Source organism: Pseudomonas sp. GWSMS-1, from assembly GCF_049847425.1.
GTDB lineage: Bacteria > Pseudomonadota > Gammaproteobacteria > Pseudomonadales > Pseudomonadaceae > Aquipseudomonas.
The window spans coordinates 3,306,457-3,325,016 of record NZ_JBMHHV010000005.1; the positions used below are offsets into that span (position 1 = coordinate 3,306,457).

16 protein-coding genes and 1 pseudogene are annotated in these 18,560 nt (G+C 59.2%); 7 read left to right on the forward strand and 10 right to left on the reverse strand.

The annotated features are described in order from the left end of the window. Positions 1 to 70 precede the first annotated feature (70 nt). Positions 71 to 1,510: a TolC family outer membrane protein gene (locus ACEPAJ_RS19190; protein ID WP_425917060.1), complete on the forward strand. Its 1,440-nt coding sequence runs from the start codon at positions 71 to 73 to the stop codon at positions 1,508 to 1,510. 66 nt (positions 1,511 to 1,576) lie between these two features. Here the strand turns inward: ACEPAJ_RS19190 and waaA are convergent, their stop codons facing one another. Together waaA and ACEPAJ_RS19200 are read right to left on the reverse strand one after the other, a co-directional pair. Continuing rightward, positions 1,577 to 2,863 carry a lipid IV(A) 3-deoxy-D-manno-octulosonic acid transferase gene (gene waaA, locus ACEPAJ_RS19195; protein WP_425917061.1) on the reverse strand — a complete coding sequence of 429 codons (1,287 nt, stop codon included), beginning with the start codon at positions 2,861 to 2,863 and terminating at the stop codon, positions 1,577 to 1,579. Positions 2,864 to 2,917: 54 nt separating this feature from the next. After that, a complete protein-coding gene (locus tag ACEPAJ_RS19200; RefSeq protein ID WP_425917063.1) occupies positions 2,918 to 3,802 on the reverse strand; it encodes a LysR family transcriptional regulator in 885 nt (294 codons plus the stop codon). 87 nt (positions 3,803 to 3,889) lie between these two features. On the opposite strand from ACEPAJ_RS19200, the gene ACEPAJ_RS19205 reads away from it, so the two are divergent. The 4 genes and pseudogenes from ACEPAJ_RS19205 (at position 3,890) to ACEPAJ_RS19220 (ending at position 7,219) form a co-directional block, all read left to right on the forward strand. Next, positions 3,890 to 4,222 carry a DMT family transporter gene (locus tag ACEPAJ_RS19205; RefSeq protein ID WP_425917065.1) on the forward strand — a complete coding sequence of 111 codons (333 nt, stop codon included), beginning with the start codon at positions 3,890 to 3,892 and terminating at the stop codon, positions 4,220 to 4,222. Between the two features lie 53 nt (positions 4,223 to 4,275). Further along, a pseudogene (locus ACEPAJ_RS19210) lies at positions 4,276 to 5,447 on the forward strand (NAD(P)/FAD-dependent oxidoreductase). Beyond that, entirely contained in the window at positions 5,447 to 6,262 is an 816-nt protein-coding gene (locus ACEPAJ_RS19215) for an aldo/keto reductase (RefSeq protein ID WP_425917067.1), read from the forward strand. Before ACEPAJ_RS19210 ends, ACEPAJ_RS19215 begins: the two are co-directional and overlap by 1 nt. Positions 6,263 to 6,322: 60 nt before the next feature. Further along, positions 6,323 to 7,219 (forward strand): metal ABC transporter ATPase, encoded by an 897-nt coding sequence (locus ACEPAJ_RS19220; RefSeq protein ID WP_425917069.1) that lies wholly within the window; start codon positions 6,323 to 6,325, stop codon positions 7,217 to 7,219. A gap of 25 nt (positions 7,220 to 7,244) precedes the next feature. On the opposite strand, the gene hldE is transcribed toward ACEPAJ_RS19220, so the two are convergent. The 4 genes from hldE to msbA form a co-directional block, all read right to left on the reverse strand. Continuing rightward, positions 7,245 to 8,666: a bifunctional D-glycero-beta-D-manno-heptose-7-phosphate kinase/D-glycero-beta-D-manno-heptose 1-phosphate adenylyltransferase HldE gene (gene hldE, locus ACEPAJ_RS19225; protein ID WP_425917071.1), complete on the reverse strand. Its 1,422-nt coding sequence runs from the start codon at positions 8,664 to 8,666 to the stop codon at positions 7,245 to 7,247. 65 nt (positions 8,667 to 8,731) lie between these two features. Next, positions 8,732 to 10,132, reverse strand: a complete 1,401-nt coding sequence (locus ACEPAJ_RS19230) for a PIG-L deacetylase family protein (protein ID WP_425917073.1) — start codon at positions 10,130 to 10,132, stop codon at positions 8,732 to 8,734. Positions 10,133 to 10,134: 2 nt separating this feature from the next. Next, a complete protein-coding gene (locus ACEPAJ_RS19235; RefSeq protein ID WP_425917075.1) occupies positions 10,135 to 11,031 on the reverse strand; it encodes a GNAT family N-acetyltransferase in 897 nt (298 codons plus the stop codon). Then, positions 11,031 to 12,851, reverse strand: coding sequence for a lipid A export permease/ATP-binding protein MsbA (gene msbA, locus ACEPAJ_RS19240; RefSeq protein WP_425917077.1), 1,821 nt, complete (start codon positions 12,849 to 12,851; stop codon positions 11,031 to 11,033). Before msbA ends, ACEPAJ_RS19235 begins: the two co-directional genes overlap by 1 nt. Positions 12,852 to 13,343: 492 nt before the next feature. On the opposite strand from msbA, the gene ACEPAJ_RS19245 reads away from it, so the two are divergent. After that, positions 13,344 to 14,318 (forward strand): O-antigen ligase family protein, encoded by a 975-nt coding sequence (locus tag ACEPAJ_RS19245; RefSeq protein ID WP_425917078.1) that lies wholly within the window; start codon positions 13,344 to 13,346, stop codon positions 14,316 to 14,318. After that, complete coding sequence (locus tag ACEPAJ_RS19250; RefSeq protein ID WP_425917080.1) at positions 14,318 to 14,953, forward strand: lipopolysaccharide kinase InaA family protein; 636 nt, start codon at positions 14,318 to 14,320, stop codon at positions 14,951 to 14,953. Before ACEPAJ_RS19245 ends, ACEPAJ_RS19250 begins: the two co-directional genes overlap by 1 nt. An 11-nt stretch (positions 14,954 to 14,964) precedes the next feature. Here ACEPAJ_RS19250 and ACEPAJ_RS19255 read toward each other — a convergent pair whose 3' ends face one another. The 4 genes from ACEPAJ_RS19255 to ACEPAJ_RS19270 are packed head-to-tail and all read right to left on the reverse strand — an operon-like array spanning position 14,965 to position 18,528. Continuing rightward, the gene (locus ACEPAJ_RS19255; protein WP_425918117.1) at positions 14,965 to 15,603 is read right to left on the reverse strand and encodes a CatB-related O-acetyltransferase; all 639 of its coding nucleotides are present in this window, start codon (positions 15,601 to 15,603) and stop codon (positions 14,965 to 14,967) included. Positions 15,604 to 15,608: 5 nt separating this feature from the next. Beyond that, on the reverse strand, positions 15,609 to 16,493 hold the full coding sequence (locus ACEPAJ_RS19260) for a glycosyltransferase family 2 protein (protein WP_425917081.1): 885 nt from the start codon (positions 16,491 to 16,493) through the stop codon (positions 15,609 to 15,611). Next, entirely contained in the window at positions 16,493 to 17,650 is a 1,158-nt protein-coding gene (locus tag ACEPAJ_RS19265) for a glycosyltransferase (protein WP_425917083.1), read from the reverse strand. Before ACEPAJ_RS19265 ends, ACEPAJ_RS19260 begins: the two co-directional genes overlap by 1 nt. Then, the gene (locus tag ACEPAJ_RS19270; protein ID WP_425917085.1) at positions 17,647 to 18,528 is read right to left on the reverse strand and encodes a DUF6625 family protein; all 882 of its coding nucleotides are present in this window, start codon (positions 18,526 to 18,528) and stop codon (positions 17,647 to 17,649) included. The genes ACEPAJ_RS19265 and ACEPAJ_RS19270 overlap by 4 nt, the downstream gene beginning before the upstream one ends. Positions 18,529 to 18,560 lie beyond the last annotated feature (32 nt).

The following is an 18,560-nucleotide window of genomic DNA, read 5'->3' on the forward strand; positions in this document are numbered from 1 at the left end:
CCACGGCCCTTGACCCCTTGGGCACGGCCCCTTAGCCTTGCCGATTACCGCCAAAACCAGGATCACCCTAATGCTGCGCAGACTTTCTTTGGCTCTTGCTGTGGCCGCCGCGCCGACCGCAATGGCCTGGGCTGAACAAGCCCCGCTGTCCACCAAAACTGACCTGGTCACGGTGTATCAAGAGGCCGCCGCCAATAACGCCGACTTAGCTGCCGCCCGCGCCGACTACAAAGCGCGCAGCGAAGTTGTGCCCCAGGCCCGTGCAGGCCTGCTGCCAAATCTCTCGGCCGGTGCCAACCTGAGCGACACCCGCACTCAAGTCGACTCGCCTGCCAATACCAGCTCGCGCAGTGGCATGGTCTATCAGGCCAACCTCAGCCAGCCGCTGTTCCGCGCTGATCGCTGGTTCCAGTTGCAGGCCGCTCAAGCCGCCGATGAGCAAGCCGCTCTGGAACTCTCGGCCACCGAGCAGAACCTGATTCTGCAAAGCGCCGAAAGCTACTTTGCCGTGCTGCGCGCCCAGGACAACCTGGCCTCGACCAAGGCCGAAGAAGCCGCATTCAAGCGCCAGCTGGACCAGGCCAATGAGCGTTTCGATGTCGGTCTGTCAGATAAAACCGACGTGCTGGAAGCCCAGGCCGGTTTCGACACCGCCCGCGCCAACCGCATCATCGCCCAGCGTCAGGTTGAAGACGCCTTCCAGGCCCTGATCACCCTGACCAACCGTGACTTCAATGCCCTCGAAGGCATTGAGCACAGCCTGCCAATTCTCGCCCCGACGCCGAACGACGCCAAAGCCTGGGTCGACACCGCCGCCGCGCAGAACCTCAACCTGCAAGCCAGCAACTACGCGGTTGAAGCCGCTGAAGAAACCCTGCGCCAGCGTAAATCTGGCCACGCGCCCACCCTGGATGCGGTCGCCAGCTACCAGAAAGGCGATAACGACAGCCTCGGCTTCAGCAACAACGCAGCCTCCGCCAACCGCTTCAGCGGTGATGTCGAGCAGCGCTCAATCGGCCTGCAACTGAATATCCCGCTGTACAGCGGCGGCCTGACCAGCTCGCAGGTGCGCGAGTCCTACCAGCGCCTGAATCAGAGCGAGCAATTGCGTGAAAGCCTGCGCCGCCAGGTGGTGCAGAACACCCGCAACCTGCACCGCGCGGTCAACACCGACGTGGAAACTGTGCAGGCACGTAAGCAGTCGATCATCTCCAACCAGAGCGCCCTGGAAGCCACCGAAATCGGCTACCAGGTTGGTACGCGTAACATCGTTGACGTACTCGATGCTCAACGTCAGCTGTACAGCTCGGTACGCAACTACAACAACGCGCGCTATGACTACATCCTCAACAACCTGCGCTTGAAGCAAGCCGCTGGCACCCTTAGCCCAGATGATCTGGCTGCGCTGGAGCAGTACCTGAAATCCGACTACAACCCGGACAAAGACTTCCTCCCGCCGGACCTGGCCAAAGCGGCCGAAGCCCAACTACGTGGCAACCCGCAGTACTGAGTTAGGCCCAATAAAAAGCCCGCTAAAATCAGCGGGCTTTTTATTGGCTGCGATTAACGCTGCAGATTACTTATTCAGTAATCGCTCCAGCCCAGCCAGCAAGCGCGCCAGTGCGCCCTGATTAGCCTGCATCACGCCCTGCCCGGCCGCGCGCATCGCTTGCGCCGCCTCAGGCTCGTGCCACAACTGCGCCACGCGCTGCGCCAAAGCGACGGCATCTGCCACCTCGCTCAGCGCACCGGCAGCCCGCAACTGCGCAGCAATCTCCAGGAAGTTGAACAGGTGCGGGCCGCTCAGCACCGGCTTGCCCAAGGCGGCAGGTTCGAGCAGGTTATGCCCGCCATTGGCCACCAAGCTGCCGCCGACAAAGGCGATGTCCGCCAGGGCATAGAGAAACAACAGCTCGCCCATGGTATCGCCAAGCAGCACCTGATCAGTTGCCTGAAGGGGCTCACCAGAAGAACGTCGCCGCGTGCTAAAGCCTTGGCGCTGACACAACTCGAACACCGAGTTGAAGCGCTCAGGGTGTCGCGGCACCAGGATCAGCAAGGCATCAGGCAGCTGTTTGAGCAGCTCACGATGGGCCGCCAGGACAATTTCATCCTCACCGGCGTGGGTGCTTGCGGCGATCCATACCGGGCGCGACTCGGCATGCCATTGCTCGCGCAGCAGCGCGGCACGTTCGAGCAAATCAGGGTCAATGGTTAAATCAAACTTGATCGACCCGGTCACCTCGACGCACGCCTCGCGCGCACCAAGGCTTTTGAAGCGTTCGGCCTCTACTGCCGTTTGCACGGCAATCAAATCCAACTCGGCGAGCATCGGCGCAGTCAGCTTGGCAAAGCGCGCATAACCCCGCGCCGAACGCTCAGACAATCGCGCATTAGCCACCGCCACTGGGATGCCACGCTTGGCGCACTGGTGAATATGGTTGGGCCACAATTCGGTCTCCATGATCACCGCGAGCTTGGGCTGCGCGCGATCGAGAAAGCGCGCTGCCGCCCAAGGCAGGTCATACGGCAGGTAGCAATGCTGCACACGCCCGGCGTATTCGGCCGTGCCGAACATGGCCTGAATGCGCTCCGAACCGGTGGGCGTCATGCAGGTCATGGTGATCGGCCTATCGGGGTAACGCGCCAGCAATTCTCGCACCAGTGGCGCGGCAGCAATGCTTTCACCCACCGACACGGCATGCAGCCAAATACCGCCCGGTTTGAGCGGCGGTAGGCCGAAGGCAAAACGCTCACCGATGCGCTGGGCATAGGCCGGCGCACGCCAAGCGCGCCAGGCCAGTCGCCCGGCCACCAGTGGCAGACCGAGATGAAACAACAGGGTGTAGAGGCTTCTATTCATGGCGCGCAGCTTATGCACTTTGGCAAACATCGTCGAGTCACGCGCCAACCGACCTCAACCGATAGCCCGCAAATGCTCGGCGAAGCACTCAGCCAACCACAACGCCGCCGGCCCCAGCGCTTCATCACGCCGACAAACCAGCTCAACCACCAGCGGCGGCGGGGTCCAATCACTGTTCAGCTCAACCAGCTGGCCTTGATAGGTTGGGTACTGCACCACATGGCGCGGCAACCAGGCCCAGCCCAAATTGCGCATCAGCAGCTCGGCCATGGCGTAGAAACTGTCGGTGCGCCAAACCGAGGGGCTGAGCTGCTCACCGCCGGGGTAGTGGCTGTCCTGCGGGGCCATCAACAGCTGCCGATGGCGTGCCAGCTCTCGCCGATCAACATGCCCGAAATGCGCTAACGCATGCCCGGCGCCACACACCGTCACCATCTCGATGGTGCCCAGGCGTTGGCGCTCCAATGCATCAGGCATCTGCTCATGGTGAAACAGCAGGCCGAGATCGGCGCGATGCTCCAGCAGCTTGCGCGCCACATCGCCCTGAGCACCGCTGGCCAGCTGCACCTCCAGTAGCGGGAACTGCTGGGCCAGCGCCTCGAGGCTGTCGAGTACCGGCTGATAGGGCATGGCCTCATCTTGAGCCAGGCGCAGACACACTTCCTCACCACGCACGAGCCCCAGCGCCCGGCCCTCAAGACGCTGACACTGACGCAACACCTCGCGCGCCTCTTCCAGCAGGGCTGCGCCGGCATCGGTCAGGCGCGGCTGGCGGCCGCTGCTACGCTCGAACAGGCGCACGCCAAGGTCGGCCTCCAACAAGGCAATCGCATGGCTCACCGCCGATTGCGCGCGCTGCATCTGCCGCCCCACGGCAGAGAACGACTGGCCATCGGCGACGCTGACAAACAGGCGAATCTGATCCAGGCTCCACTGCACAACCTATCTCCCATTCAGATAGGCAATCACTTTATCCCATCTGGCATAGGCCTAGAATGGCGCGCAGATCACACAGGAGTCCATACCATGGGCGGCTACCTCTACCTCGCCATTGCCATCACGGCTGAAGTCATTGCCACCACCTCGATGAAGGCCCTGGATGGCTTCAATAAACCCTTACCGCTGCTACTGGTCGTAGTCGGTTACGGCCTATCGTTCTGGATGCTCAGCCTGGTGGTAAAAACCATCCCGGTTGGCGTCGCTTATGCGGTGTGGGCGGGCATGGGCATTGTGCTGGTGAGCATCGCAGCTGTATTTCTCTATCAGCAGCGCCTCGACCTGCCAGCCATACTCGGCATGGGGCTGATCGTTGCCGGAGTGGTAGTGATTCAGATGTTCTCGCAAAGCGTCGGCCATTGACCCAGACGCTGGCGGGTTATACTGCGCACCTGTTTTCCCGGTGAGACGCATGCATGTCCCAAGCATTAAGCACTGATGTTTTGATCGTTGGCGGCGGTGTTGCTGGCCTTTGGCTGAATGCGCGCTTGCGCCGCCAGGGCTTTGCCACTGTGCTGGTGGAAAATGCCAGTCTCGGCGGCGGACAGAGCGTGAAATCCCAAGGCATCATCCACGGCGGTGCCAAATACGCCCTACACGGCGCACTCACCGGCGCCTCCGAAGCCATCGCCGACATGCCCCGGCGCTGGCGCGAAGCCTTAGCCGGCAACGGCGAACTGGACCTCACCGGCGTGCGCCTGCTTTCCGATGCCCACTACCTGTGGTCGCCCGGCAGCCTGGCCGGCAACATCACCAGCTTCTTCGCCAGCAAGGCCGTACGCGGCCGGGTCGATCAGGTCAAGGGCGAGCAACTGCCACCGGCCCTGCAGCACCCGAAATTCAAGGGCAAGGTCTACCGACTGGCCGAGCTGGTGCTGGATGTCCCCAGCCTGATCAGCCGCCTGAGCGAGCTGGCCGGCGATGGCTTGCTGGCCGCCGAGCGCATCGAACCGCTGCAGGAAAATGGCGCGCTGGTTGGCCTGCGCGTCGATGGCCGCGAGATTCGCGCCCAGCGCATCATCCTTAGCGCCGGCCGCGGCAACGCCGAGCTACTGAGCAGCCTCGGTCTGAGCCAACCCGCGCAACAACTGCGCCCGCTGCATATGGTGCTGGTCAAAGGGCCGACCCTAAAACCACTGTACGCCCACTGCCTGGGTGGTGGACCGAAGCCGCGCGTGACTGTCACCACGCACCCGGCTGCCGACGGCCAATGGGTCTGGTACCTGGGGGGGATCTGGCCGAAGCCGATGGCGTCGCCCGTGATGAGGCCAGCCAGGTCAAAGCAGCACAGAAAGAACTCAGCGACTTGCTGCCTTGGGTCGACCTGTCTGCCGCCCAGTGGGCCACACTACGGGTGGAACGTGCAGAGCCGTCACAATCCGGCCTGGTGCGCCCAGATAACGCCTTCTTGCATGAGCAAAACAATCTGTTGGTCGGTTGGCCAACTAAACTGGCTCTGGCGCCAGACTTTGCTGATCGCGTGCTGGCCGCACTCAGTCGTGACGGTATTCAGCCGACGCCGCACGCACCGCTGCCCGAGCTGCCACGTCCGGCCATTGCAGCACCTGCCTGGGAGGAACTGTTCTGATGCATCCACTGCACAGCCTGCACAACTTACACCGCCCGCTGGGCGCCACCGAGCTGCTGGTTTCGCCGCTGGGGTTGGGCACGGTCAAGCTAGGCCGTGATCAGGGCGTGAAGTACCCCAACGGCTTCACAATTCCCGATGACGCCGCCGCCCGTGAGCTGCTGGCCCAGGCCCATGATCTGGGCATTAACCTGATCGACACCGCACCGGCCTATGGCAGCAGCGAAACCCGCCTTGGCCCGCTACTACGCGGCCAGCGCCAGCAATGGGTCATCGTTAGCAAGGTGGGTGAAGAGTTCGACAACGGCCAGTCGCACTTCGACTTTAGCCCGGCGCATACACGCCTCTCCGTAGAGCGCAGCCTCAAGCGCCTGGAAACCGATTTTATCGACCTGGTATTGGTGCATTCAGACGGCAACGATGTGGCGATCCTGCGTGACAGCGGCGTGTACGAGACGCTGGCAGAGCTTAAGCGCGAGGGTAAGATTCGCGGCTTCGGCCTCTCCGGCAAAACCCTTGAGGGCGGCCTGCTGGCGCTGGAAACGGGCGATTGCGCCATGGTCACCTACAACCTCAATGAGCAGACCGAGCTGGCCGTGCTGGACTACGCCGAACTGCACGGCAAAGGCATTCTGGTCAAAAAGGCCCTGGCCAGCGGCCACGCGTGCCTGGCAGGCGAAGACCCGGTACGCGCTAGCTTCGAACTGATTTTCGGCCACCCGGCAGCCACCAGCGCGATCATCGGCACCATCAACCCGCACCACCTGGCGCATAACGTCGCCACCGCGGCGGCTGTAATTCAGGATATTGCCTGACCGCGCACAACCCTCTATCTGTGCCAAGCTCTCTGGCCTTACCCGCCGCGAGGAGTTGCCATGCCGCGCACCCTGATCCGCAAAGACCCCAGCACCTTTAAAACCCTGCAGCTATTGGTCGAGGCCAGCCCGGAAGGCCTGAGTTACCAGAGCCTGGGCATGCCGCTGAACTTTGCGCAGATGCTGGAAAAGCGCAAGCCGGTAACAGTCGCCGACACCCAACGCTTTGCCGTGGAACTGGCAAACCTGGGGGTTTCAGTGCGCCTAACCCTCAACTGGCAAGGTCGCGATTACTGGGTACTGGTGCGCCAACGCCGCGCCGACCGTGGCGATGTGGTGCTCAAGCTGATCTCAGGCTACGTACCGGCCCATGAACTCAACCTGCCCTTGCTCACCGTGATCCAGGAAGTCGCCGAAGAGTGCCTGCTGGAAACCCCCGATGGTTGGCTGGGCGGACGCTTTGGCGACACTTGGCTGCCAACGCCCTACCAAAAGAGCCTGCACTATCGGGAAAGCACGCATTTCAACCTCAGCGCGCTATCGGGTGCGGCGCGACCGGTGCAATGCGGCAACCTCAAACTGCTCGAACGCCCCCGCGCCTATGTGCACCTGCCGACCGCCTCGCTGCAGCTGGTGTACGACCTGCGCCTGGATCTGCCCAAGGAAACTCACCAGCTCAGTCTGCTGCATGTCGATGAACACCTGGAAGATGGCCAGCTGATCGCCCGCCTCAACCGCGCCCGCCCCGACCTGTTTCTGATCCCGCTGAACCAGGGCCGGCCAACGGCCGAACTGCTGACCCTGAAACAGGGCCAACTGGTACCTGCCAGCACCCGCGGCCTGTGGCTGGCGGAAAGCTTTGCGCCTCAAGACGGCTGGCTGGTGCGCGATGAGCGCATCCGCTGGAAAGATTGGCTGGCCCTGCAAAACGGTATGCCACAAAAAAGCCCTGCCTAGGCAGGGCTTCATCGGCAGCAGAGGCTTACTTGCTGCGGATTTTTTCGACAATCGCGGTGGTCGAGCTGTTTTCCACCAGCCCAAGTACCCGCACTTCACCACCGTAGGCCGTGACAATGTCGGCGCCCACCACCTGTTCAATACCGTAATCACCGCCCTTGACCAGCACATCCGGCTTGACCGCACGCAACAGGTTTTCCGGCGTGTCTTCACTGAAGCTCACCACCCAATCAACGGCGCCAAGGCCAGCCAACACGGCCATGCGTCGGTCTACGGCATTAATCGGCCGACCCGGGCCCTTCAGGCGGCTGACCGAAGCGTCATCGTTGACCGCCAGCACCAGGCGATTGCCCTGCGCGCGCGCCTGTTCCAGGTAGGTCACATGACCGGCATGCAGGATGTCAAAGCAGCCGTTGGTGAAGACGATCTTCTCGCCATGGGCGCGGGCGTCTTCGATGGCCAACAGCAATTGATCAAGGCTCAACACGCCGCGCTCGGAGCCGGCCTCACGCTGAATCGCACGACGCAGCTCGGGCGCGCTAATCGCAGCCGTACCCAATTTGCCCACCACAATACCGGCGGCCAGGTTGGCTAGCGCCACGGCATGCGGCAGCTCTTCGCCAGCGGCAAGGCTGGCCGCAAGGGTGGAAATCACCGTATCGCCGGCACCGGTGACATCAAATACTTCCCGCGCACGCGCCGGCAGATGCAGAGCCGGATGCTGCGGGCGCAGCAGGGTCATACCGTGCTCGCCACGGGTGACCAGCAGAGCCCCCAACTCCAGCTCGGTCATCAATGCCGCGCCCTTGGCCACCAACTCGGCCTCATCATGACACTGGCCGACGATGGCCTCGAACTCGCTGAGGTTCGGGGTAATCAGGCTGGCGCCGCGGTAGATTGAAAAATCCTTACCTTTAGGGTCAGCCAGCACAGCAATGCCTTTGCTACGCGCCAGCTGCACCAGGGCCTGATGATTTTGCAGCGCGCCCTTGCCGTAGTCGGAGAGGATCAACACCTTGATACCATCAAGCTGCGCCTCGACGCTGGCGGCCAACGCGGCACAGTCGGTGCGAAACGCCTCTTCGAAGTCCATGCGCAGCAACTGCTGATGGCGGCTCATGACGCGCAATTTGACGATGGTGGGCTGATCTTTGATGCACTGAAACAGGGTTTTCACGCCGACCGCGTGCAAGCTGTTGCTCAGGCTATCAGCGGCCTCATCCTGACCGGTCACGCCGATCAAGACTGCCGGCGCACCGAGGGCAGCAATGTTCAACGCCACGTTGGCGGCACCACCAGGACGATCCTCAATCTGTTCGACCTTCACCACCGGCACTGGCGCTTCCGGCGAGATTCGCGAAGTGCCGCCATGCCAATAGCGATCGAGCATGACATCGCCCACCACCAGAACGGCGGCCTGGTCGAAACGTGGCATGGACAATTTCATAAAAACTCCAGAAGCGGCTGATGCAAATCGCCGCAGATCATAACATTTGCGGGCTAACACGCCGGCTAGCCGCCGAGCGTACGCACCCAAAATAATTCATGGCGGCGCACTGCCTTGCGGAAGAACTCATCGTCACCGGTTGCCGGCCAACGGCGCCCCACCAGTACGCGCTGAATCAGTCGGCGGATGCGCCGCTTGAGCGGTAATGCGCCTTGTAAGTCATGCTGCATGGCCAGGGCCATGGCCTTATCCAACTGCTGCGCAGCATTCAGAACTGGGCTCCACAAACCATCTGCCGGCAGCGCTTCAATGGCCGGCGGCAAGGCAATCCCGAAGCCCGCCGGGCCCATGGGCCAGCGATCGTTGTCATGCAAGTGGTTGGCGTACAGCAGTAGCGCTTTCGGCTTCCAGGCGCTCAGTTCAATCGCCTCCAGCAGTGCCTGGGTGCTGGCCACATGATCGCTGTGTGGGTCCAGCTGCGGATGCGGTGTGACCACCACCTCTGGCCGAAAGTGCTCAAGGCTCGCCGCTAAATCGGCCAATAGGTTGCGCCAGCTAGGCACGCCGTCGGCATCGCCGGGCAACTGGATAGCGTTGGCAGCACGCACGCTACGGATATCACTCTCACCGGACTCACGCGAACCAACGCCCAGCTCAGGCTGCGCCTGCATCGCAGGTAATTGCAGGCAGTAATAACCCAGCTGCACACATCGGCTCTGCGGCACGCCGCCCCACAGCGGAACTGCCAGGCTATCCCAGGCACGCAGGCGCCCTTTGAGGCGGGCCGCACCGGCCTGATCAAGGCCCAACGCTTCATAGGGCTTAGCCTCAATCTCGCCCTGGGTCAGGGTCACAATGCTGACATCCGCTGCTCGGCTGTAGAGCCCGAACGCCGCCAACTCCGCGTCATCGGCATGCGGGGCTATGACCATCAGCCGTTGCGCGGCGTAATCCGGGTTGCTCAGGGCATACAGAGTGACCATCGGTTCAATGCTGCAGAATCGACCTCGCACCTGCAGCGTGCCGCTGTTCAACAGCGCGTTTTGACCTGACAGGTTCAGGTAGCGGCGGCCATTCACGCCGCGCTCAAAGTCCTGCCGATCCGCCCCCACCAGCACAAAAGGGTCCAGCCAGCGGCCTAGCCAGCTGGTCTTGAGCTGCACTTGGAGAATCAGGGCATCGGCCGCAATAATATCTGCATCCAACCGCAGGCAGCCTGCCTCGATCCGCCCTGCAAACGCGGGCACTCCGTCAGTAAAGTTGTAGCTGTAGTCATCACTCGGGGCATAAAACAGGTGATCAGCAAACCACGCTTCATGCGCCACCCAGCCCAGTAACAGGAGCAATGGCAGCCACCACCAGGCGACCACAACGGCCATCACCAGCAGTACGACCAAAGCCAGTAGCAGAGCGATGCGTTTTTGCCGACGATGCCGTTTGAGCAGGGTTTGCTTGCGTGCAGACATAGTCAGACCTGATAGACCGGCACACGGTTGCACCAGCGATCTTTATATTCGCGATCAGCACGACCAAAGGAATAGCGCAGCGGCTTACACAGCGCTCGCGCTTCGGCCCAGGCCGTTTGGGTGTTGATAAAGCTGAGTACGCTGCCAGGGCTGAACTCGCGGTTTTGCGGGTCAACGCCGCCGTTGATGTACTCCAGGCTGACCCATTGCGGGGCCTCGACGCGGTAGAGTATCTGGATAGCCACCGGCTGATCATTCAGGTAGATGAGCGATCCGGCCATAAACTCGCGCATTAAGCCGAACACCTCGGCGAGATGGGCTTTGCCAGTCGCCTCAAAACCCCAGCGACGCTGAAATAGATCGGCGTAAATAAGTGCCTGCTCGGCGGCGGACAACTCCAGCATAGGCCGCACAACACCACCGGCCTCCTCCAGCAACCGCTGCTCGCGGCGCTGGTTGTAGCGGAATTTCTTGCTGTATTCCTCAGGCTCGCGGGCCAACGCCAAACCTTCCGGCTGCTCACGACGGCCGAGCACCTGCTCGGCATTTAAGGGCGACAGGTAGCGGACTTTGTGACGCAACGGGACGCGCACGTCGCAGGCCATAGGCAGGATGATTTCAGCGTTACCCAAATCAAACAGGCCGCGCTTACCGCGCTGTTTAAGCACATCCTTGGACAACACCAGATGACGGCCCCAGACGGGCAGGGCCGCACGTATCTCGCCCTGCTCAAACCAGCCCAAATAGCGCACCGGCAAGCCAGCAAGGCCCGCCAGACGCTCAATGACCTGCGGATGCGTGGCCACACTGCCGCCAAAGCGCTGCCAGGTCTCGGCATAAGTGACAGCATCGATAGGCGTCCAGCCGCGCTCACGCCAGGCGCGTAAATGACTGAGCATCAGGCGTCGTGCTCCAACGACACAGCGCCATCGCCCTCAACAAAATCTTTTTCATGCAGGCGTGCGTAGTAACCATTCTGCGCCAGCAGCTCGGTATGAGTGCCACGCTCGACGATGCGCCCCTGATCCATCACCAAAATCAGGTCAGCCTTCTCGATAGTGGACAGCCGGTGGGCGATTACCAGGGTCGTACGGCCCTTCATCACTTCATCCAGCGCGGCCTGAATATGCCGCTCCGACTCGGTATCGAGAGCAGAGGTGGCCTCATCGAGAATCAATAGCGGGGCGTTTTTCAACAATGCCCGAGCAATCGCCAGACGCTGACGCTGACCACCCGACAGCAGCACGCCATTTTCACCGACTAGGGTGTCATAGCCTTGCGGCATCTTCTCAATAAACTCGGCTGCATAAGCGGCCTCCGCCGCCTTACGAACTTCTTCCAGCGGCGCACCCTGCAAATCGCCATAGGCGATGTTATTGGCCACCGTGTCGTTAAACAGGGTCACGTGCTGAGTAACCAAAGCGATATGGCGGCGCAGGTTTAACAGTTTGTAGTCTTCAACATCCAGACCGTCGAGCAAAATCTGGCCCTGATCATGGTGGTAAAAGCGCGGAATAAGATTCGCCAATGTCGACTTACCACTACCCGATCGCCCCACGAGAGCGACCATTTGCCCAGGCTCGGCGACGAAGCTGATGTCATTCAGAACGGGCTTATCGCTACCGTCATACTGAAAACTCAGGTTGCTCACCTCCAACCGCCCGCTTACCCGTTCACGCTCCTGAGTGCCGTGATCCACTTCAGGGACTTCATCCAACTGTTCAAAAATACTCTCCGCTCCCGCCACGCCTTTCTGAATAGTCGAACTGACCTCGGAAAGCTGGCGAATCGGCTTAGGCAGCAGGCCGGCCAGAGTGATGTAAGCGACCAAATCGCCGGCACTGGCATCACCACGCATAAACAACACCAGAAACATCAGCACGGCCATAGCGCTGTAAATCACAAGCTGTAGCATCGGTGTATAAACCGCTGATGTCTTGGTCATGCGCAGCTGCTTGTCCGTATTACTGCTGCTCGCGCCGAGAAACCGTTGTTGCTCGTAGGCTTCGCCGCCAAAACTGCGCACGACCCGGTACCCTTGAATGGTTTCTGAGGCAACATGGGTGACATCCCCCATAGCCACTTGAATTTTCTTGCTTTGCTTGCGGAATTTCTTGCTCGCACTACTCACCATGAGCCCGATCACTGGCAGAATGGCGACCATTACCAAGGTCAACATCCAGTTCATCCATAACAAGGTGGCGAACAAGAAAACCACCGTCATGCCTTCACGGATGACCACTTTGATCGCATCCGTAGCAGCCCCGGTGACCATGGTCACGTTAAAGGTAATCCGTGAGATCACATGCCCGGAATTGTGGCTATCAAAATAACGATTGGGCAGCGTCAGTAAATTATTGAACAGCGCCACACGCAGGTCATGCACCAGCCCCAGCGAAACCTTGGCCAGGAAGTAGTTCCCCAGGAAAGAGCCGACCCCTTGCCAAAAGGCGATCAATACAATCAGCAGCGGCACAGCCTGCACCAATTGCAAATCCCGAAGGTAGGGCACGCGAGGGAACAAGCTTGCGTCAGGATTAGAAAGGCCATCAACAAAATACTTGAGGATGTAACCGAGCATCGGCTGAGTCGAGGCAAAGATCAAAAAGCCCACAATACTCAGCGCAAAAAAACCAAGATAAGGACGAATATAGGAGAGCAAGCGCAGATAGATTTTCAGGCTCGATGACGCGTCTTGGCTTGCAGCTTTTCCACTCATAAACCCGCCCACTCTCAGTAAAAGCGGAATATTAACATAGCCCACCCAGCCTGCGATTAAGCCTGCCGAGGCAGGTTAGCGGCCGCCCCATAGATTTACAGATGTTGGTTCGGAACCTCCTTCGGCAACGTACCGCCTCAGTACTGGGCCGCGCGCCTAACCAGGCAGCAACTGTCTATCGACAAACGTCAGTCTGGATGAAAGTAGGTTGCGCCAAGGAAAGGCCAGCCTTGATCCTGTAGAATCGCGGCTCAACTGCCTGACTGGACCTACATCTAGATGCACATACAAATCGACTCATGGACGCAGCGAACGTACGCATTTATATGCAACTGGTTACTGCCGCTAGGGTTTGTCGTGCTGCTTACAGGGCTGGCCGCCCTGCCTGAGCGCAGCCTTTATCACAAGGCCTTCTACGCGCTGATAGCCGCGCCCACTTTAATCGCCCTGGCGTTGCGTCCCCGTATCTGCCTAGCGCTCTTGCGAGACCCCGTGACCATCGCCTTATTCATGTTCTCGACCTGGGCCTTGATCAGCATTAGCTGGTCAGACACCGAGCGGTCCTTCGGCACGCTATTCAAGCGCCCGCTCTATATTCTGATGCTGTTTGCCGCCTGTGCGCTGATAGCCCTGCAAGCCAATACGCGACTCGCTCAAAGCACACTGCTCGCGGCCGTATTGATGCTGCCGCTAACCGCTTATAGCCTGATGATGTTCATGGCCAACGCAACTCCGGGCGAACGGCTGATTGGCTACGGCGCACTAGACAATCCCCTGCTGAGTTCGCATGTGTTCGGTTTTTTTTGCGCGTTTTGGCTGGCACTGAGCATGACCGTAAATCCTAGCCACAGCGGGCTCGCACTAGCCGCAGCCTTACTGATGGGAATGGCATTACTGGCCACCGGCTCACGCACGCCATTTGTGGCAACTGCACTGACCTGCGCCTGGTTGATAGTCGCGTGCTGGAATAAACGCTCAATCTGGCTATTGCTCTCTGGCGTATTGGCTGTGTTAGCCCTCGTCCTGCTCTACCCGGAAGTTTTATCCAATCGCGGCCTGTCTTATCGGCCCGAACTGTGGGCCAACACTCTCAGCATGGTTGCTCAACAACCTTGGCAAGGACTCGGCTTTGGTGCACACCTAGAGCTGTTTCTATCTGGAATACCTTATAGCTTTCGCGAGCCTCATAGTTTTGCCCTAGGGGTGCTGTATTACACCGGCATTATCGGTCTCGCCCTTTGGCTCGCCATGCACGGACTGGCCCTCTTCCAGTGCTGGAAGCACCGAAACAACTACTTGTTCATCGTTTGTGGGGCGCTGCTGGTTTACGGCATCGGTGCTGGCCTAACGGAGGGAGGCGGCATCCTGCCGAGACCCAAAGAACACTGGCTGGTAACCTGGATTCCCTTGGCGCTGATTGCCGCTCTGACTATACGCACGCAGCAAACACAAGGAGCCCTGCGCTGATGCAAACGCTTTCCCGGCCCGAGCTGACCGCACTCTCAGCCAACGCCAGCGTGCTTGAACTCGACGGCCTTGGGCCAAAAGTGCTGAAGTTAGCAGACGGCAGTTTTCTCAAACTGTTCCGTAAACGCTCAGCATTTTCCCGCGAAACCCTCAAGCCTTACGCCAAACGCTTTGCAGAGAACGCAGTACGTCTAAAGGACTTAGGCTTTAGCAGCCCGAAAATCATCCACGTGTATTGGCTGATTGATCCGATCAATAAAACTGCTGTGCATTACTGGCCACTCCCCGGGCAAACCTTGCGCCACGTACTGAGTCACAGCTCTGGCGAGCGACGCCAGGAGCTTGTGGAGCAGTTTGGCGAGCTGCTGGCCAAACTGCATGGCAGCGGCGTCTACTTCCGCTCGGTGCACCTGGGCAACGTACTGGTGCAACCTGACGGACAGCTGGGTTTGATTGACCTCGCAGACATGCGCATCAGCCATTTCGCACTCAGCCTGCATAAACGCAAGCGTAATCTGAAGCACATGCGCCGCTATGTCGACGACCAGAAGTGGCTGTTCGAAGAACACCGTGACGCACTAAAAGCAGGCTATAGCCGCATCGCCAAGCAGCAGGCACTCAAGCTGTTTACGTAATCCGTACAAACCTACAGCGCTTTAGCCTTCTGCGCCGCACGCTGCCAGGCATACTGCAGAAAGCTATCGAGCTGGTCACTGCACAACAGTGGGCTGATGCTACGCACCTCTTGCTCCGGCCACTCCCACCAAGCGGCCTCAAGCAGCGCCGCGCAGACCTCAGGTGAAAAACGCCAGCGTACGTGCCGCGCCGGATTACCTGCCACTATCGAGTAAGGGGCTACATCTCGGCTCACCACAGCACCGGCTGCAACCACGGCGCCATGCCCTACCGTGACGCCTGACAAGATCACGCAATTAGTGCACAGCCATACATCACTGCCGATTACTACATTCCCTCGGCTCACTGCATAGTCTTTAATTCCGGATGCCTCTGAGATCAGGGCAGGAAAAGGGTAAGTACTGACCCATTCAGTGCGGTGGTGGCCGCCAAGAAATATCTCCACGCTCATGGCAATTGATGTATAGCTGCCGATCTTGAGTGATGTTCCGTCCTGCCAGTCATGCACGGCGGGCACACCATAGGTACCAACACCTACCTCATACTGCGGATAGCGCTGCAGGAACCTTGCGGGACCACGCTCGAACTTGGGCAGCCGGCGAATCTGCTTTTTGGCGCGCTTTTCCAAGAACCGTTGCCAGAAACCCATACGATTCAGCCCTTTTCCAAAGGTGAGAAATACAGGCGCGCCAAGCCACGCCAGGTTTTCTTCGACCACTGTTTAAACGGAATCTGCGCCAACAACTCGCGCGCCAACTGGCGATCACGGTTGGAGCATTTGAGGAACATGGAGCTGAGAAAGCGCGTACGGACAAACTCATACTGCGGATGGTCGCTGTACAACGCATAAATACGCAGGATGCTATCGATCATAAAACGGTGGTTCTTGTACGAATTAGTGGCGTGCTTGCGGTAACGCGCCAACACCTCACCCAAGCAGTCGATGGTGTAACCGGCATGGGTAATCTTCAACTCAATCGCCAGATCCTCCAGGCGAATTTCAGGGTCAAAACCACCTACTTTATCCAAGGCTTCTTTGCGGATCATCAAGGTTGTGGCGGGCGCATAGGGCTTACGCTCCATAAACACATCATCGAAGTCCATCCGCCGAAACGGGACATCGCGACGCTGGCGAGTCTCGGGAAATAGTGTGCCCTGCGAATCGATCAGTTCGATATTGCCGGCACATATCCCAACGCCAGGCTTATCCGCCATATAGGCCACCTGCTTGGCCAGGCGCTCAGGTAGCATCACATCATCCGAACCGAACGGCACAATCAACTCACCTTTGGCTCGAGCAATTGCCGAGTTCAGCGTGCGGGTCAGCCCCTGGTTTTGCTGCATTTGAAAATCGAAGCCATGCTCGGCCTGCAAGCGCTGAATACGCTCAACGCTGTCGTCGGTCGAACCATCATCCACGACCAAAAGCTCGACATGCGGGTAGGTTTGCCCCAGCACACTGAGAATGCACTCCTCAATATAAGGCGCGTGGTTATAGGAGGCGATGATGACGCTGACCAGCTCGGAACTCTGACTCATTAGGAGGCACTCGCCTGACTCAGCGACTCGTCAATGAGTTGCCGATACTGCTGACGGAAGGTTTCAATATCGTGATGGGCACACAGGTAGGCAAAAGCCCGCTCACCCTTTTCCTGCAACTGCTGATCGCTCAAATTTAAATAACTGTTTAAAGCCTGACTCAACGCCTCAACGTCAGCCGGAGGCACTGCCAGCCCGCCAGCCCCCTCGATCAGCGGCAGCATTGCCGGCACATTCGTGGCGATTACCGGCAAGTGCCCGCTCATCCCCTCCAGCAAGGCCAAGCCCAGGCCTTCAGCCAGAGACGGCATGGTCCAAATATCAAAAGCACGGACATACTGCAGAGCGTTTTCACGAAAGCCGAGCAGGTGAACACGCCCACCGAGACCAAGCCGCTCAACCTCAGCCAAAAGCCGCGACTCTTCGCGACCTTTGCCAATAATCGCCAGCTGCACCTGCGGGAAAAGGTCTTTGAGCTTGGCAAACGCCTGAAGCAGATAGATATGTCCTTTAACTGGTACCAAACGCCCAAGTGCACCCACCAGACGCACATTGGGGTCAAGCCCTAGCAGGCGGCGAGCATCTTCGCGCGAATGCTGCAAGGCGGTGGCCTGTTCAATATCAATGGCGTTAGTGATAGCAACCGTATTGTGCTCGGTAAAGCCGCACGCACAGTCCAGCAGGTATTGCTTGACAGCAGGCGATACACCCACAAAACGCCAAGCCTTGTCGATCAGGCGCGACGCTTGCCGGCGCCGGTAAAAACGATCGTACTCGCCAAACCCGTGAGAGATACCGATGCACAACGGCACCTTTAACCAGCGGTTCAACTGCAACATCATGTTGACCGGTTTAAAGCGGTTGCAGATCACCACATCGAACTGCTCGGCGCGGCAAAGCTGATAGAGCTGCCACATCGCCCGCAGCCGCAACCCTTTAAGTTGCTTATCGGCGAACTCAAAATATACCGAGCGGGCAGCCCGGCTTACCGGCTCTCCCGGCTCTCCCGGCTGCGGCTTACCACGCAAGAATGCCGCGACCACCTCATAACGCTCACTCGGTAACGCCTTAACGATCTGCTCGGCCAAATCGGCGAAGTCATGCGATTTAACGTTGTAATCGGGCTGCAGCTGTAAAACCTTTATTCGTCTGTTCATCGATAATCCTGAGCAAACCCCTGTGAGCTGATCCGCCATTCCGGCTGTTTTGCCAACGCTTGCAGTGTATCGGCCGATGGCTCGCCAAGTGCCGGCCAGGCATCACGCTTCCACACGACGAAATGGAAATAAGGAAACTCACGCCCTTGATCAAGGTCGTTGCTCAAGCGTCCCTCGCGCCAATACCAGCAGGTCGGAAACTCAGTACTGCCATCGATCCAAGGAATACAGCCAGAAGGCGTACTGAAAGCCTCGACGAACTCGCTACGACGGCGCCACGGATTGAAAAGCCCGACGAGGCGAAACAATGGCTGCGGGAAGTTCTTACGCCATAGAAAAATCCGGCTGAAAGCCCCCTCGTCCAGCGCATGATGCTGCTGATCACAGAAACGCGTCTGCCAGTTTGGCATCCGCATAAAGGCTTCGCGCATACGCGGTACATTACGGATAAGGCATAAATGCCCAGACACTCGCCGCTCGTGGGTAGAGAACAGATCGAATCGCGCGAGCCGCTCGGCGGTGAAATAATCGCGTAACTGGCCGAAGACCAGATCGATGTCACCGAAGGCCCAGAAGTCATAGCCCTGCAGACGGTCTTCATGAATAAAGCCCAATGCCGGTTTGATATCGCAGAGCTTGTATGCATTCTCTGGCGCAAACGGAATCCCCAGACGCTTACCAACCAGTGCGCAATAGTCGGCATAGCTGATGCTTTCAATCCGCACATTGCTAGGCAGCTCAGACGGCACGCCACAGTCACTGAACAGCAACCAGTCTACATCTGGATTGCGGCGGCAGCTCTCGAGGAAAAACTGCATCCAGAAAGGCCAGCGCCCGAAATAGGGGATTACGAAACATATACTTGGCTGCGTCGTCATAGCGTACCTATCGCCCGCTAAGCCCTTGGGCT